This window comes from Amycolatopsis sp. WGS_07, from assembly GCF_045278895.1.
Classification (GTDB): domain Bacteria; phylum Actinomycetota; class Actinomycetes; order Mycobacteriales; family Pseudonocardiaceae; genus Amycolatopsis.
Genome location: NZ_CP136053.1, coordinates 6,816,575 through 6,840,565 on the forward strand (window position 1 = coordinate 6,816,575; position 23,991 = coordinate 6,840,565).

At 73.2% G+C, this 23,991-nt stretch carries 17 protein-coding genes and 1 pseudogene; 12 read left to right on the plus strand and 6 right to left on the minus strand.

Annotated elements, in window-relative coordinates; all coding sequences use genetic code 11:
• Positions 1-2: 2 nt before the first annotated feature.
• Genes RPX00_RS32075 through RPX00_RS32100 form a run of 6 tightly spaced genes read right to left on the minus strand, consistent with a single transcriptional unit; the run spans position 3 to position 11,532 of the window.
• Positions 3-593, minus strand: a complete 591-nt coding sequence (locus RPX00_RS32075) for a response regulator transcription factor (RefSeq protein ID WP_406630960.1) — start codon at positions 591-593, stop codon at positions 3-5.
• Positions 590-1,921 (minus strand): MFS transporter, encoded by a 1,332-nt coding sequence (locus tag RPX00_RS32080; RefSeq protein ID WP_406643154.1) that lies wholly within the window; start codon positions 1,919-1,921, stop codon positions 590-592. The genes RPX00_RS32075 and RPX00_RS32080 overlap by 4 nt, the downstream gene beginning before the upstream one ends.
• A gap of 5 nt (positions 1,922-1,926) precedes the next feature.
• Positions 1,927-6,339 (minus strand): non-ribosomal peptide synthetase, encoded by a 4,413-nt coding sequence (locus RPX00_RS32085; protein ID WP_406630961.1) that lies wholly within the window; start codon positions 6,337-6,339, stop codon positions 1,927-1,929.
• On the minus strand, positions 6,336-9,482 hold the full coding sequence (locus RPX00_RS32090) for an amino acid adenylation domain-containing protein (protein WP_406630962.1): 3,147 nt from the start codon (positions 9,480-9,482) through the stop codon (positions 6,336-6,338). The genes RPX00_RS32085 and RPX00_RS32090 overlap by 4 nt, the downstream gene beginning before the upstream one ends.
• Entirely contained in the window at positions 9,479-10,174 is a 696-nt protein-coding gene (locus tag RPX00_RS32095) for a DUF6875 domain-containing protein (RefSeq protein WP_406630963.1), read from the minus strand. The genes RPX00_RS32090 and RPX00_RS32095 overlap by 4 nt, the downstream gene beginning before the upstream one ends.
• On the minus strand, positions 10,174-11,532 hold the full coding sequence (locus RPX00_RS32100) for an FAD-dependent oxidoreductase (RefSeq protein ID WP_406630964.1): 1,359 nt from the start codon (positions 11,530-11,532) through the stop codon (positions 10,174-10,176). The genes RPX00_RS32095 and RPX00_RS32100 overlap by 1 nt, the downstream gene beginning before the upstream one ends.
• 516 nt (positions 11,533-12,048) lie before the next feature.
• On the opposite strand from RPX00_RS32100, the gene RPX00_RS32105 reads away from it, so the two are divergent.
• The 12 genes and pseudogenes from RPX00_RS32105 to RPX00_RS32160 all read left to right on the plus strand — a co-directional run bounded on the left by RPX00_RS32105 (position 12,049) and on the right by RPX00_RS32160 (position 23,899).
• Positions 12,049-14,631, plus strand: a complete 2,583-nt coding sequence (locus tag RPX00_RS32105; protein WP_406630966.1) for a LuxR C-terminal-related transcriptional regulator — start codon at positions 12,049-12,051, stop codon at positions 14,629-14,631.
• A 173-nt stretch (positions 14,632-14,804) separates the two neighbouring features.
• Positions 14,805-15,521: an HAD family hydrolase gene (locus RPX00_RS32110; RefSeq protein WP_406630967.1), complete on the plus strand. Its 717-nt coding sequence runs from the start codon at positions 14,805-14,807 to the stop codon at positions 15,519-15,521.
• 911 nt (positions 15,522-16,432) lie between these two features.
• The gene (locus tag RPX00_RS32115; protein WP_406630969.1) at positions 16,433-17,263 is read left to right on the plus strand and encodes an IclR family transcriptional regulator; all 831 of its coding nucleotides are present in this window, start codon (positions 16,433-16,435) and stop codon (positions 17,261-17,263) included.
• A 392-nt stretch (positions 17,264-17,655) separates the two neighbouring features.
• Positions 17,656-17,946 (plus strand): annotated as a pseudogene (locus RPX00_RS32120) (universal stress protein); the annotation flags it as partial.
• A 73-nt stretch (positions 17,947-18,019) separates the two neighbouring features.
• Positions 18,020-18,469 (plus strand): universal stress protein, encoded by a 450-nt coding sequence (locus RPX00_RS32125; RefSeq protein WP_406643156.1) that lies wholly within the window; start codon positions 18,020-18,022, stop codon positions 18,467-18,469.
• Between the two features lie 137 nt (positions 18,470-18,606).
• A complete protein-coding gene (locus tag RPX00_RS32130; RefSeq protein WP_406643157.1) occupies positions 18,607-19,008 on the plus strand; it encodes an Hsp20/alpha crystallin family protein in 402 nt (133 codons plus the stop codon).
• Between the two features lie 52 nt (positions 19,009-19,060).
• The gene (locus RPX00_RS32135) at positions 19,061-19,558 is read left to right on the plus strand and encodes a universal stress protein (protein WP_406630971.1); all 498 of its coding nucleotides are present in this window, start codon (positions 19,061-19,063) and stop codon (positions 19,556-19,558) included.
• Between the two features lie 472 nt (positions 19,559-20,030).
• On the plus strand, positions 20,031-20,705 hold the full coding sequence (locus tag RPX00_RS32140; protein ID WP_406630973.1) for a CBS domain-containing protein: 675 nt from the start codon (positions 20,031-20,033) through the stop codon (positions 20,703-20,705).
• Between the two features lie 187 nt (positions 20,706-20,892).
• Complete coding sequence (locus RPX00_RS32145) at positions 20,893-21,660, plus strand: universal stress protein (protein ID WP_406630975.1); 768 nt, start codon at positions 20,893-20,895, stop codon at positions 21,658-21,660.
• A gap of 17 nt (positions 21,661-21,677) precedes the next feature.
• The gene (locus RPX00_RS32150; protein ID WP_406630977.1) at positions 21,678-22,241 is read left to right on the plus strand and encodes a CBS domain-containing protein; all 564 of its coding nucleotides are present in this window, start codon (positions 21,678-21,680) and stop codon (positions 22,239-22,241) included.
• A gap of 171 nt (positions 22,242-22,412) precedes the next feature.
• The gene (locus RPX00_RS32155) at positions 22,413-23,009 is read left to right on the plus strand and encodes an HPP family protein (protein ID WP_406630979.1); all 597 of its coding nucleotides are present in this window, start codon (positions 22,413-22,415) and stop codon (positions 23,007-23,009) included.
• Entirely contained in the window at positions 23,006-23,899 is an 894-nt protein-coding gene (locus tag RPX00_RS32160) for a universal stress protein (RefSeq protein WP_406630981.1), read from the plus strand. Before RPX00_RS32155 ends, RPX00_RS32160 begins: the two co-directional genes overlap by 4 nt.
• The last annotated feature ends 92 nt before the right edge of the window (positions 23,900-23,991 follow it).

A 23,991-nucleotide genomic window follows, 5' to 3' on the forward strand; every position in this document is an offset into this window, starting at 1 on the left:
GTTTAGATGAGGCCTTGGCGCAGCGCGAAAGCGACAGCGTGCGCGCGGTTGCGCAGGCGCAGCCGGTGCGTGATGTCGTGCACGATCGTCGTCACCGTGCGGGCCGAATAGGCCAGTGCGGAAGCGATTTCGGCGGTCTCGTGGCCGTCGGCGACCATGCGCAGGACGTCGCGCTCGCGGGCGTCCAGGGTCGGCGCGGCGGGGGCGGGGGACTGCCGGGACTCGAACAGGTCGCTGAGCAAGTCCGGCGGCATCGTGCCGTGTCCGGTCGCGGCCGCGCGGACGGCGGAGACCAGCGTCTGCGCGCACGCCTGTTCCCGCCGCAACACTCCGCAGGCTCCGGCCTCGATGGCGCGCGCTGCCCGTGCCGCGTCGACTTTGCCGGTTACCAGCAGCACGGTGGCGCTGCGTTCCTTCGCGGTCCGGATCGCCTCGACGGCCGCGTCGTCGACCTCGTCGACCGCCAGCACGGCGACCCCGCCGTCGTCCCCGGTGAACTCGGCGCAGCCGAACAGCGCGCTCTCCAGGCCGGCGCGCAGGAACGGGTCGGCGGAGACCACTCGCACCGGGACGGTCTGTTCGAGGGTCGTCATTTCCCCTTCTCCTTTCCGGTCGCCGCCACCGCGGCGGGTTCGGGCTCTTCGAGCAGGTCCGGCAGGTCTTCCACGCGCCGCAGCGACGGACGGGCGGCCAGCGCGCCCAGCACGACCAGCAGCAGCCCGGCGAGCAGGAACATCAGCGCCATGCCGCGGCCGGGGCCGGTGCCGATCAGCTGGCCGACCGAGCCGGCGAGCGCGCCGCCGGGTCGCATCAGCGGTTCGAACACGCCGTCGGCGAGCGGGCCGGCGACGAGGTAGGCCACGGGGCTCGCGGCCTGCGACACGGCGCGCGAGGTCGCCATGACCTTGCCGAGGTTCGCCGGGTCGACCTTGCTCTGCAGCACGGTCTGCGCGGTCCCGGTGATCACCGGCAGGGTGAACAGGAAGAACGGCCCGATCGCGATCACCAGCGCCAGCGACGGGGCCAGCGCGTGGATCGCCAGCGCGACGCCGCCGAACGCCATGAACGCCGCGATCCCGCGCATCCGCTTCTTCGGCCCGCCCCAGACGCCCATCACCAGACTCCCGGCGAACAGCCCGCAGCCGCCCGCGAACACCTGGAAGCCCAGCCCGGTGGGGCTCGCGAACGACAGCACCAGCGGACGGACGAGCGTCCCGGCGATGCCGAAGCAGAAGTAGAACCCGGCCAGCACACCGAGCAGGCCGGTCAATCCGGGACGCCGTCGCAGTTCCGCCCAGCCCGCCGGTACCTGCCGCCAGATCGAGGGCGCGCCCGGTTCCGGCGCGGCGGTGCGCACTGCGTTGCGGGGCAACGGGACCAACAGAACGACCAGCAGGGACGCGGCGAAGGTGACGAGGTCGATCAGCACGACGCCGCGCAGTCCGGCCAGCGCCAGCAGCGTCCCGGCGACGACCGGGGCGGCGATCTGGGCGCTGAACACGACCTGGGACAGGCCGTTCGCCCGGCTGAGGTGCTGTTTCGGCACCAGGAGGGGGATCATCGCGCTGAAGGTGACCTGCTGCAGGGTTCCGCACATCGCGGTCAGCGCGGTCACGACGTAGACGTGCCAGGTCTGCAGCTGGTCCGCGTTGATCAGCAACGCCAGCGCGCCGACCGAAACAAGGGCGACGCAGTCGGCGGCGACGAGGATCCGGCGGCGGTGCAGGCGGTCGGCGAGCGCGCCCGCGAACGGGGCGATCAGCAGCGCCGGGATCGCGCCGGACAGCATGATCAGCGCGAACTGGGTGGCCGAGCCGGAACGCTCGTAGGTCCACACGCCGAGCACGAACCCGGTCAGCGCGGAGCCGACGATCGAGACCAGCTGTGCCGACCAGAGCAGGAAGAAGCCCCGGGTTCCCATCGTGGTCAACGGTGCTCCTCTCGAGCCGGGCGGTCCGTGAAGGACTCCTTGAAGGAATCTGATTCCCCCAAGGAGTCCTTCACGGACCGGGCCGGGGCGGGCAAGTGTCCGATGTGGACGTAGTGGGCCAGATACCGTTGCAGCAGCGCGCGGTCCGCGGGCGGGCACACCAGCCCGCCCGCGGCGACCACGACCTCGGTGTGCGAGCAGTCGAAGACCGTCCGCCGCGGCGGCGACGTGCGTTCGACCATCGCGGTGATCGCGCTCAGCGCCGGGTCCGCCGTCGCCGCGGCGGCCGCGGCCAGCGCGGAGTGCCACTCGTCGAACGGGATCGCGCCGATCGGGTAGCCGAACTCGCGCAGCCCGGCGACTACCTCGCCGAACCGGATGGTGCGCTGGTTGTGGAAGTGGAAGTCCTGGCCGTATCCGGTGCGCCGCCGCGACAGGTGGCCGATGGCGGCGGCCACGTGGTCGACCGGGGCCATGTCCTCCTCGATCTCGAAGTCCTCCTCCGGCGCGGAGCCGAGCAGCACGAGGCAGCGCAGCAGGTTGGCGAACCGGTCGCCGAGCGGGCCGATGCCGGTCCGGCTGTGCCCGGTGACCCGGGCCGGGCGGTGCACGGTCACCGGCAGGCCGCGTTCGCGGGCGGCCCTGGCCAGCCGGTCGGCGGCCCATTTGCTCAGCTCGTACCCGCGGCCGAGGCCGGCCGGGTCGTCGGGCGGGACGTCCTCGGTGATCACCGCGTCCCGGTCCAGCGGGTAGACGCCCAGCGACGACACCAGGTGCACCGGGGTTCCGCCGCCCCGGCAGGCCAGCCGGAGGAGTTCGACGGTGCCCAGGACGTTGCCCGGCCGCAGTTGCGCGTACGGGCGCAGGAAGTTCGCTTCGCCGCCGCAGTGGAAGATCACGTCGAGGTCTTCGGCGACCGCATCGAAGCCGGCGGCCAGACCCAGGCGAGGCGCGCCGAGGTCGCCGGGGACGGCGACGATCCGGGGGCGGAAGGTCTCGTCCCACAGCAGATGGTCGCGGAGCACCTGTTCGATCCGGGCGGCGCCCTCGGCGGCGTCGGCGGCCCGGACCAGACAGCGCACCACGGCGTCGGTGTGCCGCAGCAGGTCGGCGAGCAGGTGCGGGCCGAGGAACCCGGACGCGCCGGTGAGCAGCGCGATCCGGGGTGCCATCGCGCGCTGGATCGCGGCCTCGGCTTCGGCGGGCGAGCAGCGCGGGTCGAGGTCGGCGGGCAGCACGCTGTCGGCCAAGACCTCGGCGAGGTGGTCGTTTTCGCGATATCCCGGGGCACGGACGGCGTCGGCGAACGCGGCGAGCGTGCTGGCCTCGAAGAGGGTGCGCACCGGGACCTCGACGTCCAGTTCCGCGCGCACCTTGGCGATCAGTGTCCCGGCGAGCAGGGAATGCCCGCCGCGCAGGAAGAAGTCGTCGTCTCGGCCGACGCGGTCGACGTCCAGCACCGCTGCCCAGATCGCGGCCAGCCGTTGTTCCAGCTCTCCTTCGGGCTCGGCGAACGCGGTCGGCGCAGTATCCGCCGGTTCGGGGAGCGCGTGGTGGTCGACCTTGCCGTGCGCGTTGAGCGGCAGCGCGGGGAGCACGGCGAAGGCGTCGGGGACCAGGTAGCCAGGCAGGGTGGCGCGCAGGGCGGAGCGGAGGGCCAGCGGATCGACGTCTCCGACGAGGTAGGCCACGAGCCGTCCGTCGCGGGCGGTGACCAGGACGTCCTGGACGTCGGGCTGGCGTCGGCAGGCCGCTTCGACCTCGGCCGGTTCGATGCGGTGGCCGCGGACTTTCAGCTGCCGGTCCACCCGGCCGAGGAACTCCAGCCGTCCCTCGCCGTCGAGGCGGGCCAGGTCGCCGGTGCGGTACATCCGCGCGCCGGGCACCGGGGAGAACGGGTCCGGGACGAACTTTTCCGCCGTGGCGCCGGGCCGGTCCCGGTAGCCGCGGGCAGGCGCGTCGCCGCCGATGCACAGTTCGCCGGGGACGCCCGGGAGCACCGGACGCAGCAGGTCGTCGACGACGTAGACGCGGGCATGGGGGAGCGGAACGCCGATCGGCAGCTGCACCCGGCCGTCGAGTTCGGCGGCGTCGAGGGTGCGGTAGCTGGTCGCGCAGACGGTCGCTTCGGTCGGGCCGTAGTGGTTGTGCAGTTCGACGCGGCCGCCGGTGAGCGCTGCCCACCGCTTGACCGCGGTCGTCGGGACAGCTTCGCCGCCGACCATCATTGTCCGCAATGGACAGTCGGCGGGAACGGTGTCCAGCTCGGCGACCCACTTCTGCCACAGTGCGGACGCGGTGTCGACCATGGTGATCCCGCGCTCCCGGCAGAGCTGGACCAGACCAGGGCCGGTGAGCGCCGCCGGGTCCTGCCACGGCAGGACAGCCGCGCCGGAGATCAGCGCGGGGAAGATGTCGCCGGCGGCGGCGTCGAAGGTCAGCGGCGGGATCATCAGCACCCGTTCGCCGGGGCCGAAACCGTGCAGCTGACCGAAGGATTCGGCCAGTTCGGCGAGCGCGCCGTGGCGGACGGCGACTGGCTTCGCGGCACCGGTCGAGCCGGAGGTGTAGATGACGTACGCGAGGTCGTCCGGTCCGAGGTCGACGTCCGGCGTCGGGGCGTCGGGGAGGTCGTCGGTGTGCAGCACCGGGCCGTCGAACGCGAAGGTGTGCTCGTGGTTGGTGACCATGGCGGCGGGCGCGGCGTCGGACAGCAGTTCGGCCAACCGGGCGGGCGGGTGTCCGGGGTCGAGCGGCAGGTACGCGGCGCCTGCCAGCAGGATGCCGAGCAGGCCGGTGATCGCGTCCGGACCCGCTGGCAGGCCGAGTGCGACCACGTCGCCGCGCCGCACTCCGGACGCGTGCAGGGCCCCGGCGACTCGCTGCGCGCGGGCGAGGAGTTCGGCGTAGGTGAGGTCGTCCGCTACCGCTACCGCGGTGGGAGTCCGCGCGGCCTGGCGGGCGATGAGCGTGGTGACCAGGGTTCCGTCGGTGCTTACTGGCGGGGCCGAGTGTCCGCCGTTGCGTAGCCGGGTCCGGTCGGCAAGCGGTAAGGCGTCCACTGTGGACACTGGAGCATCCGGGGCGGCCAGCAGCGCGCGCAGCAGGTGTTCGTACTGGTCGGCGAACCGGGCGACGGTGGCGGCGTCGAAGAGGTCGGTCGCGTAGTCGAGCCGTCCTTCGATACCGTCGGGGGTGGTGGCGAGCGCCAGCGTCAGGTCGAATCGCGCGGTGGTCACCGGCAGGTCGAGCCAGTCCGCGCGGATCCCGGGCAGTTCCAGCCCGGCGCCGGTGGAGTTGAGCACGAACATCACCTGGAACACCGGGTTGTGGCTGAGATCGCGGGCCGGCCGCAGGTCTTGCGCCACCCGTTCCCACGGATAGCTCTGGTGCTCCAGCGCGCCGAGGCAGGCGTCCTGCACCTGCGCGAGCACCTCGGTGACCGTCGGGTCGCCGGTCAGCCGGGTCCGGACGGCGACGGTGTTGGCGAACATCCCGACGGACTGCTCGATCCCCGGCGCGGTCTCGTCGCGCATCGGCATGCCGACCACCACGTCGTCCTGGCCGGCGTGGCGGGACAGCAGGAGGACGTAGGCGGTAAGCAGCACGGTGTTGGCCGTGACGCCGTGCCGGTGGCAGAACTCGGTGAGATCGGCGGACAGGTGGAAGGAATGGCCGTTGCCGCGGAAGGATTCCGCGGGCGGTCGCGGACGGTCGGTCGGCAGTTCGAGCAGGGCTGGCGCGTCGTGGAGCTGCGAGCGCCAGTACCGTTCGCCCGCTTCGAGCGGCTTGGTCGCTTGCCAGGCCGCGTAGTCGCCGTAGCGCACCGGCGGTTCGGGCAGCGCCGGAGCGTTCGCTGGGTAAAGCGCGGACAGCTCGCGCAGCAGGATTCCGACGGACGCGGCGTCGGCGACGATGTGGTGCAGCGTCAGCACGAACAGGTGCACGTCGTCGGCGACCGCGACCAGGAGGCCGCGCACCAGCGGCGGTCTGGTCAGGTCGAACGGGCGGGCTCGTTCGGCGGCGAGGACCGAGTCCGCGGACTCCGGCGCGTCCCGGAGGTCTACATAGGACAGTTCGGGTGCGGTGCCCGGCAAGGCTGGCACCTGGACTGGTTCGCCGTCAGATTCAGCAAACCCGGCCCGCAGCGCCTCGTGCCGATCGACCACCGTGGCCAGCGCGCGGCGCAGCGCTTCGACGTCGAGGGCACCGGAAAGCCGCCAGGACTGGGAGATCGTGTACACGCCGTCGCGCGCGCCGAGCCGGTCCAGGAACCACAGCTGCCGTTGCGCGGGCAGCAGCGGGACGGGGGCGTCGCCGGTCCGGCGGGGGATCGAGCCGGTCGCGGTGCCGAGCCCGTCGCGCGCGGCCAGCAGCCGGAACAGCCGCTCACGCTCGTTGTGCGTCATCGATGCGCTCCTGGAGGGGAATCGGCTCGCAGCAGGGCGAGGACCTCGGCGTCGGGCAGTGCGGCGATCCGTTCCCGCAGGAGCGCGACCTCGTCGGTGGCCCCGGGTTCGGCCTCCGCCGCCCGCAGCGCGGTGGCGAAGGCGGCGATGGTGCGGGCGGCGAACAGCGTGCGCAGGCCGACGCTGGACTGGAAGTGCTCGCGCACCTTCGCCAGCAGCCGCGCGGCGAGCAGCGAATGGCCGCCGAGATGGAAGAAATCGTCGTACACACCGATCTCCTCGACGGCCAGCACCTCCCGCCACAGCCCGGCCAGCTCCCGTTCGACAGCGTCGCGCGGGGCGACTCGGTCTGCCTTGCGGGATTCCCAGACGGGTTCCGGCAGCGCGGTCCGGTCGGTCTTGCCGTTCTTGGTCAGCGGCAGCGCGGGCAGGAACACCGCGGTCTGCGGGACCAGGTACGCGGGCAGCTGGCCGGACAGCCGCTCCCGCAGCGGCGGCCACTCGTTATCGTCGGACACGACATAGGCGACTAGCCGCACGTCGTCCGGACCGGCCCGGCGGGCCAGCACGACCGCGTCCGAGACCTGCGGATCCGCGCGCAGCCGGGCCTCGATCTCGCCGAGTTCGATGCGCAGGCCGCGGATTTTCACCTGGTGGTCGGTCCGGCCGAGGAACTCCAGCGTCCCGTCGGCCCGCTGTCGCGCGAGGTCGCCGGTGGCGTAGAGACGGCTTCCGCCGGCGGCGAACGGATCCGGAACGAAGCGCTCCGCGGTGAGCCCGGGACGGCTCCGGTAGCCCCGGCTGACCCCCGCGCCGCCGACGTAGATCTCGCCCGCGACGCCGGACGGGACCGGGTTCAGGCCGGCGTCGAGCACGTGCAGCCGGGTGTTGGGCAGCGGCGGTCCCAGCGGCACGACCGGGCCGTCGGCGGTCACGGTGCCCGCCGAGACGATCATCGTGACTTCCGTTGGGCCGTAAAGGTTCCACACTCGCGCGCCGCCGGAGGACAGTGCGCCGACGAGTTCGCGGTCGAGCGCTTCGCCGCCGCACAGCCGTTCCCGGACGTTCGCGGGCACTCCGCCGGACGCCAGCAGCATCCGCCAGCGCGTCGGCGTGGCCTGCAGGATCGTCGCGCCGCAGTCGGCCAGCCGCCGCGCCAGCGCGACCGGCTCGGCTGAGTCCTCGGTGCTGATCACCGCGACGGCGGCGCCGCGGATCAGCGGGATCAGCAGCTCCCGCACCGACATGTCGAACGCCAGCGTGGTGACGGACGCCCAGACGTCGGTCCTGGTGACGCCGAGCCGGTCGGCGAAGCCGGTGAGCAGGTTGACCACGCCGCGGTGCGGGACCGCGACGCCCTTGGGCCGTCCGGTCGAGCCGGAGGTGTAGATGAGGTACGCCAGGTCGGCCGGGTCGTGCGCCACCTCCGGCGCGGTGTCCGGTTCGGCGTAGTCCAGGTCGACGTCCAGCACCGTGTCGAACCGGGGCAGCCGTCCGGCGTTTTCGCGGTCGACCACGGCGATCCGGACGCCGGCCTCCTCGACGACGTAAGCGTGCCGTTCCAGCGGCCACTCCGGGTCGAGCGGAACGTAGGCGCCACCGGCTTTCCAGACCGCGAGCAGCGCGACCACCATCTCGGCCGAACGGCGGACGCAGAGGCCGACCGGGACGTCCGGGCCGACGCCGCGGCGGCGCAGGGCGTGGGCGAGCCGGTTCGCGCGGGTGTCCAGTTCGCGGTAGCTCAGCGAACCGGCGATCGCGGTCGCCGAACCGCGCTCGCGGACGTGCGGCGCGATCAGGTCCAGCGCGGTCGCCGCGGCGGGCAGGGCCGGGACGCTGGCGAGCACCGGGCGGCTTTCCAGCAGGGCGACCGCGCCGATCCGCTGGGCCGGGTCGGCGGTGACGGAGGTCAGGAAGGTGCACAGGTGCTCGGCGAAGCGGACGACCGTGGCTTCGTCGAAGAGATCGGTGCGGTACTCGAGGTAGCCGTGCAGGGTGTCGCCTTCGTCGCGGACGCCGAGCATCAGGTCGAGCTTCGCGGTGCCGGTGTGCGGACCGGCGACGTCGGTGACCGTCAGCCCGGCCAGCTGCGGCAGCCCGCCGTCGCCGTGGCCGTTGAAACCGACCTGGTAGATCGGCGAATGGCCGAGACTGCGTTCGGGACGGACCGCCTCGACGACACGCTCGAACGGGATCTCGGCACCGCCGAGCGCGTCGACCAGGCTGTCGCAGACGTCGAGCAGCAGCTCGTCGAAGGTGGGGTCGTCGGCGGTCGAGATCCGGACCGGGACGGTGTTGACGAAGAAGCCGATCAGGTGCTCGGTGTCGACCTGCGAGCGTTGCCCGACGACGGTGCCGACGACCACGTCGTCCTGACCGCTGTGCCGGGCGAGCAGTGCGTGATAGGCGGCTAGCACGGTCATGAAAACCGTTGCGCCGGAAGCGTTCGCGAGCGCGCGCACGGCCTCGGTGAGCGCGGGCGGGAACCGGAACTCGTGGATGCCGCCCGCGTAGGTCGCGGTCGCCGGCCGGGGACGGTCGGTCGGCAGGGTGATCAGCTCGGGCGCGCCGCGCAGCCGGTCGGCCCACTCCTGCAGGAGGTCCACGCCTTCCGGGCCGCCGAGGTATTCCCGTTGCCACTGCACGAAATCCGCGTACTGCATCGGAAGCGGCGGCAGGTCCGGTTCGGTGCCGGACAGTTCGGCGCGGTAGCTCTCGGCCAGCTCGTCCAGCAGCAGCGAGACCGACCAGCCGTCGGCGATCGCGTGGTGCAGCGTGAGCACCAGGACGTGCTGGTCCTCGGCCTGACGCAGCAGCAGGACCCGGGCGAGCGGTCCGGCGGTCAGGTCGAACGGGGTCCGGATCTCGGCTTCGGCGGCCGCCTCGTCCTGGCTCTCGCGGACGGTGAAAGAGAAGTCGTTCTCGGTGACGACCTGCTCCGGAACGCCGTCCCGCTCACGGAAAACCGTGCGCAGGGCGTCGTGCCGGGCCGAGATCCGGGCGAAGGCGCGGCGCAGGGCTTCGACGTCGAGCGGTCCGGACAGCCGCAGCACGGTGGGCACGTGGTAGACCGGCGAACCCGGGTCGAGCCGGTCGAGGAACCACAGCCGCTCCTGGCCGGGGGAGCACGGGAAGACGTTCACGGCGCCCCGATCCCGGTCTCGTCGAGTTCGCGCGCGAGCCGGTCGTGCTCGACCAGTTCGCGCAGCTGGACCGGCACCTGGTCGCCGAACAGCCGCAGGTACGCGCGCGCCTGGTCCGGATCGGCGCGCAGGAACGGATAGTCGGTCGGCACCATGTGCCGCACCACCAGCATCGGCACCGGGCTGCGCAGCGGGCGGAACGCGGGGTTCCACAGGCCGCCCTTGTCCGGCGGCCCGTTGTGGAACTCGCCGATCATCAGCCCCTCGGCGACGTACTCCGACTTCAGCGCGTGCTGCACGGTGTCGACCACGCCGGAGCGGTCGTCGGCGGGCGCGTCCGGGAACAGCAGCAGGATCGTGGTCAGCTGCGCGCCCGGGGCACCGCGCGGCGCGAGGTCGAGGAACCAGTCGCGGTAGCAGTGCAGGGTTTCGGTCAGGCGCGGGCCCGCGGCCGGGACGCCCGGTTCGACGGCGAGGTAGAACCGGCCGCGCTCCAGGGACGGCTGGGCGAACGGGCAGACGTTGCCGCCGCGCCCGAGGTCCGGATGCGGGCCGGACAGGTACCCGCGTCCCCAGTCGAAGATCGCCCGCAGGTGGATCTCGTACCGCAGCAGGCGTTCGGGCAGGGCGAGCGGGTCGAGGTCGTGCCGCTCCACCAGGACGCGGCCGGGATCGGTCGGATGGATGAGCATCAGCTTCGGTCTCCAGGCGAGTGCGGTCCGGCGGCGCGGCGCCGGGCGAGCGCGCCGCCGGCCAGCGCGGCGGCGAGAGCACCGCCGGCCCAGGCCAGCGCGGCGTGCTGGCGGCGGGAGCGGCGCAAGGCGTCCGCGTACGGGATCGTGGTGTGCGAAACCATGGTGTAGAGCGGCATCCAGCGCTTCGGGAAGACGCGGCTGAGCACCAGGTCCGCCTTCTTGCGGGCCAGGAACAGCGGTGAGGCGACCCGGGTGCGCAGTTCGTCGAAGTTCTGCTCGGAGAGGTCGGCGAGGACGTCGGTGTGCGGCTTGCGGCGTCGCTCGAAGGTGCGCAGCGCTTCGGCCCAGTCGTCGTCGGCGAGGCAGTCGCGCAGCACCGCGCAGTCCTCCAGCGCCGAGTTCATGCCCTGGCCGTAGAAGGGGTACACGGCGTGCGCGGCGTCGCCGATCAGCACCACGCGGCCCTCGTGCTGCCACGGCGAACTCCGGACGGTCACCAGGTGTCCGGTCGGATGCGCGAGGAACTGCTCGACGATGTCGGGCACCAGCCGCCGCACGTCCGGGAACCGGGTGTCGAACAGCTCCCGCACGAGACTTGCGGTGGTGAGCGTGGCGAAGCTCCGCTCGCCCGAGAGCGGCAGGAACACCGTCGCGGTGAGTGAGCCGTTGACGTTGGGGTGCGCGACGATCAGGCCGTCGTCGCCCGGCCAGACGTGCAGTGCGTCCGGGCTGCTGCGCACCTCGCCGGAGCGGCCGGCGGCGATCGCGAATTCCTTGTAGCCCCAGGGCAGGACCCGCTGCCGGAAGTCGGCGGGCAGGCCGCGCAGCAGCCGGGTGCGCACCGCCGAGAACGCGCCGTCCGCGCCGACGACCAGGTCTGCGGAGGCGTGGTATGGACCACTGGCGCTGTCGAACGTGCAGACCGGTTCCGTCGCCGCCGACCCGCGGTCGAGATCGGTGAGCGTCACGCCGAAGCGGGCGCTGACGTTCGGGTACTCCAGGGCTTTGGCGAGCAGGATCCGGTTGAGGTCGTCGCGCAGCACCGAGCGCAGGATCTGGTCCTCGTGGCTGCCGTAGGGCTGGAAGTCCAGCTCTCCGTCGCGCTGGTGGATGACCCGCCCGCGCATCGGGGCCGCCGCGGCCAGCACCGGGTCGAGCAGGCCGACCTGGTCCAGCGCGCGGATTCCGCGCTGGGAAAGGCCGAGGTTGATGGAGCGGCCGCCGCCCGCGCCGGCCCCGCGCGGGTCCGGGCGGCGTTCGTGGATCTCCACCCGGTGCCCGAGCTGGGCGAAGTGGATCGCGGCGAGCGAACCGGCCAGCCCGGCCCCGGCGACGAGAACCCGCCTGCCGCTCATTCCGGCCGCCGGGCGGGCGCGTGAGGGCAATTGTGCCGTCGCCGTTCGGCGCGCTTTTCCGTTGAGCGGTTATTGCCGATCGGACGCGCAATCCGGCCGATCGGAGCAGTAATGCGCGCGGCTCGCCCGCGGCGCTCACCAATGGTGACACCGAAGAACGCCGGAGTAATCGCAGTCGAACGGTATCCGGTCGGCTGCGGAAAGTGTCGGGACCATTCCGGTAACGTTTCGCACGGGAGATCCGATTGCCTGCCCGGCCTTCGTCCCGGCCGCGGTAAACGCCCAGGTCCGCTGCTGCTCACCGATCCTCCTGCGAGATTCGTGGCCGATCGCACGCGCGGCCGAGGTTCTCCCTGTTGGCCGATAGCCCGGGCCGGGGCGCGGGCACTAGCCTGTTCCCGCTTGCCCGGCTGATTTACCGGCGTTCGTCTCGAGCACCAAATAAACCGGAAGATATCGGGTGGCAGCATCCGTAGAATTACCGAAAATTCGCCGGTCCGGCGAAGGGGGAGAAGCGTGGTCGAGAAGGAGTTTGTCGGCCGGTCGGCGGAACTGGCCGCGTGCCTGGACCGCGCGGCCGCGGTGACGGTGGTGGAAGGCCGGCCGGGGATCGGGAAAACCCGGCTGCTGGCCGAGGTCGCCCGGCGCGCGCCGGATCCGGTGTGCGCGGTGCCCGCGGCCGAGCACGGCGGCGAGGGGCCGCTGGGGTTCGCCCGCCGCCTCGCCGCGGCTCTCGGCACGGAAACGCGGGAAGCGCTCGTGGTCGTCGACGACGCGCAATGGGCCGACGAACCGTCCTTGCGGCTGCTGATGTCGCTGGTCGCGAGACCGGGCAGCGACCGGCGGCTGGTGCTGTCGGTGCGCGACGGGCAGCAGCAGCCCGCGCTGGCCCGCCTGCTGCGCGCCGGACGCGTGCCCGCCCGCTACGTGCCGCTGCCCGCGTTCACCGACGACGAGGTCGCCCGGCTCCTGCCGGGGCACGACGACGTCGAGCGCGCGCGGATCGCCGCCGCGGCCGAGCGCGTCCCGCTCTATCTGTTGCTGCTGGCCGATTTGCCGCCGCACGAGTGGCCGGGGCCCGACGGCGGCGCGACCGCCGGAGACCGCCCGATGCTGCCGGCGGAACGCGTGCTGTTCGCCGAAGTCTCGGCGCTGCCGGAACCCGAACGGCTGGTTGCCCAGGCCGCGGCGTGCGGCGGCGCGACGATCGACGCGGATCTCGTCCAGGCGATGACCGTGCTGCCCCGGGCCGAGGTCGGCCTGGCGATCGAACGGCTGCTGTACCGCGGCGTGCTGGCGGGCGGAGCCGCTGGGCTGCGCTTCCGGCATCCGCTGGTCCGCGCCGCCGCCGCGCGGCTGGCCGGGCGCGGCTGGGCGGCGGGCGCGCATCACCGGGCGGCGGAGTACCTGCGCGAACTCGACGCGCCGCTCACCTTGCGCGCCTATCACCTCGAGAAGTCGTTGTACCGCCACGATCTGGTCGCGGTCGGCGAGTTGGCGTCGGCGGGGGAGGAGGTGCTGGGCACTGATCCGGCGGCGGGCGCGCGGTGGCTCGGGGCGGCGGTGGCGAACCTGCCGGAACGGATGCGCGGCGGGCACGAACACTGCCGCCTGTCGGTGCTGCGGGCCGAAGCTCTGCTGACGTCCGGGCGGCCGGCCGAGGCCCGCGCGCTGCTGGTGGCGCTGCCGGACTCGCCTCGCGTGCTGGCCCTGCTTTCCCGGTGCGAGCACGCACTCGGCCGGACCCGGCGGGCGCGGGCGATCGCCGAGGCCGCCATCGCCGCCTCGGGCAAGGCCGACGCGCGGGCGCAACTCGAACTGGCGCACCTGGAATTGCTCGACGGCGACACGGCCGGCGCGCAGGAACGGCTCCGCCGGACCGCCGCGGACCCGAGTGCCGGACCGGCGGTGCAGGCGGCGATCGCGGCGCTCGCCGCCATCGGGCTGGCCTGCGCCGGGCGGACCGCCGAGGCCCGGCACGCCCAGCAGGCGGCGGCCGACGGCTTCGACCTGCTCGACGACAGCCAGGCGCGTTCGGTGCTCGACACCGTGCCCGCGCTGTGCTGGGCCTCGTGTTTCCTCGACGACGACCGGCGCGCGCTCGCCCTGCTGGACCGGGCGCTGCACCTCAGCGCCGCCGGATCGCGCCACGGCCTGCCGTTCTTGTATTCGGCGCGCGGCTACGTGCTCTGGAAACTGGGCAGGCTCGCCGAAGCCGCGGAGGCCGCCGCCGAGGCGGAAGCCGCCGCGACCCGCTCCGGCCACCACGACGTCGTGCCGATGGCCGCCGCGATCCGCCTGCGGGTCCTGCTCGCGACCGGGGACCGGACGGCCGCCGAACAGCAGTGGCGGACGGTGGAGAAACTGCCGCGGCCCACCGTCGAATGGTGGCGGCGGACGGTGGAGCACATCCTCGCCGAGGCCGGTTTCGAACTCGGGATGTTTCCCGGCGCGGTCGAACAGCCGGCGCGGCATACGGAGAATCCGTTGCTGGTGGCCAGATTGGCACAGGACTGCCGGGTCGCCCTCGCCGAGGGGATGCCCGCGGAAGCGCGCCGGTGTGCTGCGGCGGCGAAGGAACGCGCGGCGGCGACCGGGCTGAACAGCGACCTCGGCCTCGCGCTGCTGGCTCGCGCGACGGTTTTGGCGGCGGACAACGACCTCGCCGCCGCGCTGACCGACGCGACCGCGGCGGCCGTCGCGTTCGGCCGGGCGGCGATGGTGCTGCACCGCGGCCGTGCGGTGCTGCTGGTCGCGGAAGTGCTCGGCAGGCAGGGAAACTTCGACGCCGCGACCCAGCGGATCGGCGAGGCGCGGGAGGTGTTCCACAGCGCGGGTGCCGGCGCGCTGCTTCGGGAGACGACGAAGGTGCAGCGGCGCTTGGCGGGCCAGCGCAAGCTGGAGTCGCCGACCGGTGGGCGGGCCCTTTCACGTCGGGAACGCCAAGTGGCGGAAATGGTGGTGCGCGGGCTGACGACGAAGGAAATCGCGGCGGAGCTGTTCCTCAGCCCGCGCACGGTGGACGCGCATGTAGCTCGGGTGCTGAACAAACTCGACCTCACCACCCGCGCGGGGATCGCGCGCAGGCTGATCGGCTGAACCAATTCGCGATTATTCCCGTTCCGGACGGGCCGGGCAGCGGTGTCCCGGGGCATGGAACAAACCGCCGGACCGGGCTGCCCGCCGTTGTACTGTCAGCGCGGAAAAGGAGAATGCCTCAAGCGCGCGGAGGGCTGTTTCGTGACTGCGCCGGATCAGAAAGCGCGCGAAGAATGAACCGCGCGCCGAAATACGCCATTCTGAACTTGGACGGGACGCTGCTTCCCGGGCACACGTCGACGCATTACCTGCGAGTGCTCGTCGACGACGGAACCTGCGACCGGCGGGCCGGGCTGTCCTGCCTGGAAGCGGTCGAGCGGTTCGAGTCCGGGGAGAAAACGCCGGAGCTGCGGGCCGAGATCTACCGGCGGTACGCGGCCGCGATGAAGGGCGCGTCCGTCGCGCAAACCCGGTTCGCCGCCGCGAAAACGTGGCGGGCGAGCCGGGGAAAGCTGTTTTCCTTCGTGCCGGAACTGCTTTCGCTGCTGCGCTCGGGCGGATACCGGATCCATCTGCTTTCCGGCAATCACGATTTCCCGGTGCAGGCGGCGGCGCTCGACCTCGGCCTGTCCGGCGGGCACGGCGCCGTCGTGGAGGTCGTCGGCGGCACGTTCACCGGACGCCTCCTGTCCGCGCCCGGCACGCCGGGCGGCAAGCTCGCGTTCGTGCGCTGCCTCGCCGAAGCGGCCGGGCTCGACGCGGGGAACTCCCTCGCGATCGGGAACTCGCGCTCGGACGCGGAGATCTTCCCGTGCCTGGGCAACGCGATCGCCTTCGAACCGGACGCGGAGCTTCGGCGGCTCGCCGCCGAGCGGAACTGGCAGGTGGCCGACCGGCGCACGATCCTGCGCGTCTGCGCGCGAGTGGTCGGCGGCGCGGAAGCCGCGTGACCGAAAGGCTTGCCCGGCGGGAAGATCCATGCTTGGTCTGTCCGTCCGCGTACTCCGGATTCTCGAAGGCAACACCCGGTCGCTGAGCGCATTACGTTGCGATACAACGGCAACGCGACGGATTACGCAGCCGGGCTTGAGTCCTTCCCGTTCGTCGCGCGAAAATCAAGGGGTTGTTCCGCGCCCCGGAACATCGCTCTGCGTCCCCAAGTTGTCGCTCGCTGTCGACTGAGTGCTGGTATCGTCTGGCGGCGGAGGTGCGACGGCGGCCGCAATCGGCTCCGCCCGCCCTCCTGCCGGCACGGACGGCGCCATCCCCGCCGCCGTGGCCCCGGAACCGGCATCCGCCCGCCGATCGCGGGGATTCCGGCCCGGAGCGGCGACGGCCTGACCCGCTCCCGCGGCGGAAACGCGGGCCGCCGGGAATATTCTCCGTCCCCTATTCGCACGACGTTTCGCCCCGTTTTCCGCGGCGGGCGGGAAACGACTAAGCGGGCCATTGTCACGGCCGGCGACCGGGCCGGCGCGGCAGGCGCGCGAATGCGTTGCGGCGACGCAGCGTGATCGGTCGCGGCCGCGTTCCGGGGCAGTTCTGTCGCGCGACGAGGCGACCGGGCCACGACGCTGCGCCACTGGGGCGATCTCTTTCAGTGAACGGGTGCGTCCGGTTGTGCCGGAGGCGGTACTGGGCAAGCATGAAGGCGCAGGGCATCCGGCGGGAGAACAGGAATCCTTCGGAAAGACGCCGGTGGCGAGAAGCGGACGGCAGCGGGGCGCGGTGCCGGACGCGGCAAGGAGAGGGCGTCTGAGACCGCTCAGGGCAGCGGTCGCGCGGCCGCGCCGGGCGGGGTCCCCGGCGGCAGGACGGCGCGCGCGAGAGAGGAATCGTGGATTCGGTGGAGGTTGCAGTCGTGACTACGAGCGACGAAAACGGGCAATGGGATTGTCCGAGCGTGGCGCCGCGCAGACCCATTCCCCGGGCGCTTTCGATACTGAGCGCCATTCGCGAATCGGGCGGGATCGAAACGCTGAGCGAGATATCGCGGTCGACCCGGCTGCCGAAGAGCACGGTGCACCGGCTCCTGGCGGAGATGCAGGGATACGGAATGGTCGTGCGCGCCGGATACCATTACCGGCACGGGGAAGCCGTGTGCCGGCTCGCCCGGCCCGGTTCGACCCAGGAACTGCAACGGCTGCGCCGGGGCATTCTCCCTTCGCTGATCGACATCCACTGGCGGACCGGCTATCTGGTCGGCCTCGGCGTGGCCAGCGGCAACCTGGTCGATTTCGTGCACCTGATCTACAGCAGCGGCTACTGTTCGCTCGCCGAGCGGATCGAGAACGATTCGCAGCTGGCGGGCAGCGCGGCGGGCCGCGTGCTGATGGCGTTCGACCCCGGCCTCGCGGCGCGCTTCGCGGTGTTCGCCGGCTACCGCGGCGAGGACGAGAACGACGGGCTCCCGGCCTGGCTGAGCGCGGAACTGCGCGACATCCGGCGGCAGGAGCTGTCGTTCAACCCGCGAGTCCCAGGCACCCTGATCGCGGCGGCGGTCCCGGTCTTCAACGTGACCGGGACGGCGGTGGCCGCACTGAGCGTCGCGGCCCCGCGCCGGGTGTTCAACTGCCGGGAAGCGCAGGCATCGCTGCAGGCGACCAGGATGACCGCACAGCGCATCCTGCGCGAAACGGTGGCGGCCGACTGGCGGCAGCGCAGCCCCGGCGCCGGACGGCCGGTCCAGTAGCCGGAACCGGCCGGTACCGGTTTCCGTTGTGCCGCACCGAATGCCGCATCGGGCGCAGGCGGCGCATCCGGCCCAGTGCGGGGCACACTGCAGGAAAAGCGCCAGCGCGAGCCGGGTTTCTGTCCGCCGAACCCGTGCGAAGGGCCGCAGCGCCTCTCGAACCGGGACCAAAGACTCCCGCGCCGCGGACGTCCGCCCGCAGTGGCGCGCGGGTGCGTCCGCCTAGCCTCTGCCGGGTCACGACAAGGACCCGGCCGGAGGAGGCACGTGATGGACGAGGAGGGAACGGCCCCGATCGAGGGGACCGCCCGCCAGCCCGCCGGACGCGGCAAGCACGGGGCCGCGGGACGCGGGCGGGACGGAAAACGGGGTGCGAACGGCGAAAACGGGCCATGGCGGTGAGCCGGCCGGTGGTCGTCGGGGTCGACGGGTCCGCCGCCGCGCTCGCCGCGGTGCGCTGGGCGGCGGCCGAGGCCGGGCGGCGCGGCATCGGGCTCGTGGTCTTCCACGCCGAACTGTGCGACGACCCGGATCTCCTGCCGCACGGGAAACCGCCCGGAGACGCGGAAGCACTGCTCGAACCGGCGCACCGGCTGCTCCGCCAGGCGGCCGAAACCGCCCGGCTGGCCGCGCCGGCGGTTCCGGTGCGGAGGTGCGTCCGGCTTGGCACCGCAGCCGATCTGCTGGCGGCGCTGTCCGACGAAGCCGGGTTGCTGGTGCTGGGATCGCACGGGCTCTGGCGGCGCGCGCGGAGGGGTGATCGGGTCGGTGGCGCTGCGGGCGGCGGCGTCGGCGCGGTGCCCGGTGGTGGTCGTCCGGGGCAGCGCGGCGGCGGACGGCCCGGTGGTGGTCGGCCTCGACGATTCCGACGGCGGCGAGCGCGCGCTGGCCTTCGGGTTCGAGGCCGCCGTCGCGCGCGGGACCGGGCTGGAAGCGGTGCACGCGTGGCACGACGGACGTCCGGGGCGGGAAAGCAGGCTGCGGGAACAGGTGGCCGCGTGGTCGCGCAAGCATCCGCTCGTGCCGGTTCGCGTGCACGTGGTGCGGGTGCGCTCGGCGGCGCGGGCGCTGTCCGGGATTTCCGCTGGTGCGCAGCTGATCGTCGCGGGAGCCAGGGCGCGCGGCCCGGTCGCGGGCGGCCTGCTCGGCTCGACCGGGTACTGGCTGCTGGCGCACGCGGCCTGCCCGGTCGCGGTGGCCCGCTGACCCGTCCGTCCACAGTGGACAAGTGGCGGATTCGGGGACTTTCTGCCTTCGGCTTCGGGCAGTCCGGCCGCGTCGCGGCGGCGGGCGTTCGCGGTTTCCTAGAGGGGCGACCCAGTTCCCGAAGAGAGGAGTGCGCAATGACGTCGCTGTTGCCCGGTTCCCGGATGGCGCTGCCGAACATCGCGGCCTGGCTCGACCGTCCGTGGCCGTTCGCCGACCACAACCCGGTGCGCATCGAGGAATCCACCGACGGCGGGACCTACACCGTCCGCGCCGAGCTGCCGGGCTTCGACCCCGAGAAGCACATTTCCGTGACCACGCACGACGGGCTGCTGACCGTCGAGGCGGACCGAGAGGAACGCAAGCACGCCGACGGCCACAGCGAGTTCTCCTACGGCAAGTTCAGCCGCACGATCACCCTTCCCGCCGGAGCGGTGACCGCCGAGGTGACCGCCCGCTACGCCGACGGCATCCTCGAGATCTCCATGCCGCTGGCCGGACAGCCGCACGAGAAGCAGGTCAAGATCGAGATCGGGTAGCCCAGAAGTCCACTGTGGACTGAACGCCCCTCGCGACCGGAAGGAGCGGGCCATGACCGCGGCGAGCGAACAGGACATCGTCGTCGGCGCCGACGGATCGGCGGGCAGCGCGGCGGCGGTGCGCTGGGCGCTGGCCGAGGCGGAGGCGAGCGACCGGACGGTCGCCGTCCTGCGGGCCTGGACCTTCGACCCGCTCGCCGACCTGGAATCGGCGGTCGCCCGCTCGTACGAGGAGATCGCGGCCCGGTACCGGCGCGAGCTGGACGCCGTGGTCGCGAGGGCGTGCCCCGGCGCGGACCTGGCGCGGATGCGGACCGCCGCGATCGACGGCGCGCCCGGTCCCGCGCTGGTCCGCGCGTCGGCGGGCGCGGCGATGCTGGTGCTCGGCAGCCACGGGCACGGCCGGATGCTGCGGATGCTGGTCGGCTCGGTGTCGGAGTACTGCCTGCGGCACGCGCGCTGCCCGGTGGTCATCGTCCCGGTCCGGTCGCGGGAGGAGCGGGGTCCGTTGCCGGACGCGAGGGCGGCGGGTGCGGATCCGTTGTCGTGAGGAGTGTGGGATGAGGTGGCCCTGTCGGGTCGGTGCGGTGATGGCGGGCGGTGTTGCCGGGGTGGGGGCGTGCTGCCCGGTCCCGGTCCGGTCGCGGGAGGAGCGGGGTTCGTTGCCGGACGCGAGGGCAGCGGGTGCGGATCCGTTGGGGTGAGGAGTGCGGGATGAAGTGGCCCTGTCGGGTCGGTGCGGTGATGGCGGCCGGTGTTGCCGGGGTGGGGGCGTGCTGCCGGATCCCGGTCCGGTCGCGGGAGGAGCGGGGTTCGTTGCCGGACGCGAGGGCAGCGGGTGCGGATCCGTTGGGGTGAGGAGTGCGGGATGAAGTGGCCCTGTCGGGTCGGTGCGGTGATGACGGGCGGTGTTGCCGGGGTGGGGGCGCGCTGCCCGATCCCGGTCCGGTCGCGGGAGGAGCGGGGTCCGTTGCCGGACGCGAGGGCGGCGGGTGCGGATCCGTTGTCGTGAGGAGTGCGGGATGAAGAGGACCCGTCAGGTCCGCGCGGTGATGACGGCCGAGGTCGTCGCGGTCGCGCCGGGCATGCCAGTCAAAGCGGCCGCCGCGCTGCTGGAGCGGCGAGGCGTGGGCGGCGCGCCGGTAGCCGACGAGGACGGCAAGGTGCTGGGCGTCGTCACGCGCGGCGATCTGGCGGCGCGGAAACCCCGGCGGCGGGGCGGATTCGGCTGGCGCAAGGCCGGGGCGCTGTCGGTGGCCGAGGTGATGAGCACGCCGCCGGTCACCGTGCGGGCGGACGACGACGTCGTGTGCGCGGTCCAGCTGATGAACGACCGCCGGGTGCACCGCCTGCCCGTGCTCGATGCCGGCCGCATCCTCGCCGGCATCGTGGCGCGCGCGGACCTCGGGCGGGTGTTCCTGCGGCCGGACAGCGACATCCGCGACGAGGTGCGCGACGAGGTCCTCGACCGGGAGATGTGCATCGACCCGGCGTCGCTGGACGTCGCGGTGCGCGACGGGGTGGTGTCGCTCAGCGGGACGGTCGAACGGCACAGCATGGTGCCGGTGATCCCGGTGATCCTGGCCCTGGTCGCCCGGGTGGACGGCGTGCTGGCGGTGAAAGAGCATTTGCGGGTGGGAGTGGACGCCCGGATCGTCCTGGCCGACGAACCGGCCGGGGGCGGTCTGCCAGGGTGACCCCCGGTTCCCCGTCTCCGGACGGGAAGAACGGCCACCGTCCGCACCGGACGGTGGCCGCTTGCTTTCTCCGGCGACGCGCTTTCGTCCCTTCCGGAAGGGACTTCGGGCCCTGACCCGAGTGCTTCCCGGTGGTCCACCGTGGATCACGGCCGCCGGAAGCGGCGGCGGGACGGGAGGCGAGGCGGTGGCCGGGAGGAAACCCGACAGCACGGTGCTGGTCGGGGTGGACGAGTCGGAGGCTTCGCTGGCGGCGGTCCGCTGGGCGGCCGCGGAGGCGGTGCGCCGCGACGGCCGGCTGCGGCTGTTCCAGGCCGGTGTCCGCGAGGGGCGGGCGCACCGGTGGCTGAGCCGCGCCGCGCAGGTCGCCGAGGAGGCGGCACCGGGCGTGGCGACCCAGCCGCTCGTCCGGGCCGGGCTCGCGGTCGAGCTGCTCGTCGAGATGTCGCGGTCGGTTTCGCTGGTGGCGCTGGGCGCCCACGGGCTCGGCGGGCTGCGCGGCGCGGCGATCGGCTCGGTCGCCCTGCGGACCGCGGCGTGCGCGCACTGCCCGGTGGTCGTCGTGCGCGGCCGCGCGGCGGCGGGCGGGGCGGTCGTGGTCGGGGTGGACGGCGACGAGCGCGTCGGCGAGTTCGCGTTCGAGGCCGCGGCGAGCAGGCAGGTGCCCCTCGTCGCGGTGCGGGCCTGGCGGTCCGACCAGCCGGGCCGGGCCGACGCGGAGGACCGCGCGCTGCGCGAGTGCGTCGCCGCGCTGGCGGACAAGCATCCGGACGTCCCGGTGCGGACCCGGGCGGTGCGGGAACGTTCGGCGGGGCGGGCGCTGATGGCGGTCGAAGGCGCGCAGCTCGTCGTGATCGGCGGCCGGAGACCGGTCGGGGGAGGGCTCGGGTCGACCGGCAACCGGCTGCTCGCGCGCGCGGCGTGCCCGGTCGCGGTCGTCCGGGCGCTCCGGTGAAGAGGCGGGAGAAAACGGTGCGGGCACGGGACATCATGACGTGGCCGGTGGTCAGCGTCGGACCGGGCGAGCTGGTCCTCGACGCGGTCGCGGTGCTGGCCGGACACGCGGTCGCGGCGCTGCCGGTGGTCGGCGAGGCGAACCGGGTCGTGGGCATGTTCACCGAGGCGGACGCGCTGGCGGGCGTCCGGACGGGCGAACCGGGACTGCGGGTGCACGCCGTCATGACGAAACCGGTCGACCCGGTGGACGTCGAAGCGGGCATCGGGGCCGTGGCCGTCCGCATGCTCGCCGACCGGCTCCGCAGCGTCCCGGTGACCGACCGCGGCGAGCTGGCCGGGATCGTGAGCCGGCGCGATCTCCTTGCCCGGCTGGTGTGCCGGGACGACGCCATCGCGTCCCGGCTGCGCGCGCTGCTGAACGACTACGCCGGGCACCGGAACGAGTGGGAGGTGTCGGTGGCGGGCGGGGTCGTCACGATCCGCGGCGTTTTCGCCGACGAAGCCGAGCACCGGCTCGTCAAGGCGCTCGCGCTGACCGCGGAAGGCGTTGTCGCGGTGCGGCTTTCGCCGCCCCGGTGACGCCCTCGGCCGTGCCCGCCGAGGCCGGCCGGAGAGCCGTACCGCCGAACGGCGCAACGGCACGGGACGGTGGTGAGGACGTTGGTCCTTCGCGCCGGTGACTCCGGACCGGCGTGCGCGGCCGGTTCCGTGACTTACTTTCGGGTCAGCACAGGGGAAAGGACGAGTGTGATGCGCGCACGCGATCTGATGTCCTCGCCCGCGGAGACGGTCCGCCCGTGGACCTCCGCCGACGAGGCCGCCGAGATTCTGGCCGAACGCGGGTTCCCGGCGCTGCCGGTGGTGGACGACGACGGGCGGCTGGTCGGCATCGTCACCAGCGCCGAACTGGCCCGCGTCCGGACCCCGCCGGAACCGCGCCGTCCTTGCCACCCCGGCGCGATCGAGACGACCGTCGGCGCGGTGATGGCCTCGCCCGCCGCCGGCATGCCGCCCGGATGCGACCTCGCCGACCTCTGCCGGGCGCTGGTGGACGGGAAGAGCCAGGCGATGCCGATCGTCGAGGACTCCCGGGTGGTCGGCATCGTGACGCGCGGCGACGTGGTCCGCGTCCTCGCCCGCGCCGACACCGCGATCGCGGCGGACGTGCGGCACCGGCTCGAGGTCTACGGCGGGACCGGCCGCTGGAAGGTCGAGGTGCACGAGGGGATCGTGCGCATCACCGACCGGTACGACGACGAGACCGACCGGGACGTCGCGACCCTGCTGGCGCTCGCGGTGCCCGGCGTCGTCGGCGCGGGCCCGGCGGACGACGGGGCGGGGAGATGACCGGCCGCGACCGCACGGTGCTCGTGGGCATCGGCGGATGGGACGGGGCCGCCGAGGCGGTCCGCTGGGCCGCCCGGCTCGCCGAGGGACGCGACCTCGAACTGGAACTCGTGCACTGCCTGCAGACCGCGGCGCCGGCCGGTTTCGCCGGGCCCGACGTGCTTTTCCCGGATTCGCCCGCCGACAGCGGCTGCCTCGCGCCCGTAGACCGCGACCTGGCGGTTTCGGTCGAGGACGCGCCGCCGGTCCGCACCGAGGTGTACACCGATTCCGCGCCCGCCCTGCTGATCGACCGGTCCCGGGACGCCCGGATGGTCGTGCTCGGCCGCACCGGGACCGACGGCGTCTCCGGCATGCTCGCGGGCGCGACGGCCGCGGCGGTGGTGAGCAACGCGGGCTGCCCGGTGGCGGTGGTCCGCGGCCGCCGGGGCGACGGCCCGGTCCCGCTCGACGGCCCGGTGGCGGTCGGCGTCGACACCAGCCCGAACAGCGAGGCGGCCATCGCGGCGGCATTCGAGGAGGCGAGTTTCCGGAAGGTCCCGCTCGTCGCGGTGCACGCGTGGGCCGACGTCGTCTGCGACGCGATCGAGCGCTCCGCGCGCCCAGTCCCGGAGCGGGAACCGCGCCGCCAGCCGGTCGAGGAACGGCTGCTGGCGAACCGGCTCGACGGCTGGCAGGAGAAGTACCCGGACGTCGAGGTGCACCGGAAGCTGGTCCGCGACCGGCCGCGGCAGGTGCTGCTGGAGGAGTCGGAGCGGGCGCAGCTGATCGTCGTCGGCAGCCGCGGCCGCGGCGGATTCGCCGGGATGCTGCTGGGCTCGACGAGCCAGGCGCTGATCCACCACTCCTCGTGCCCGGTGCTCGTGGTGCGGCCGGAGGCGCGCCGCTGACCGTCCGAAATGGACCGGAAAGGTCACGGAACGGTCGCGGACCTCGGGCGAAAAGGGCGCCGGCTCCGGGAATCCGGGAATGGCCGGAAATT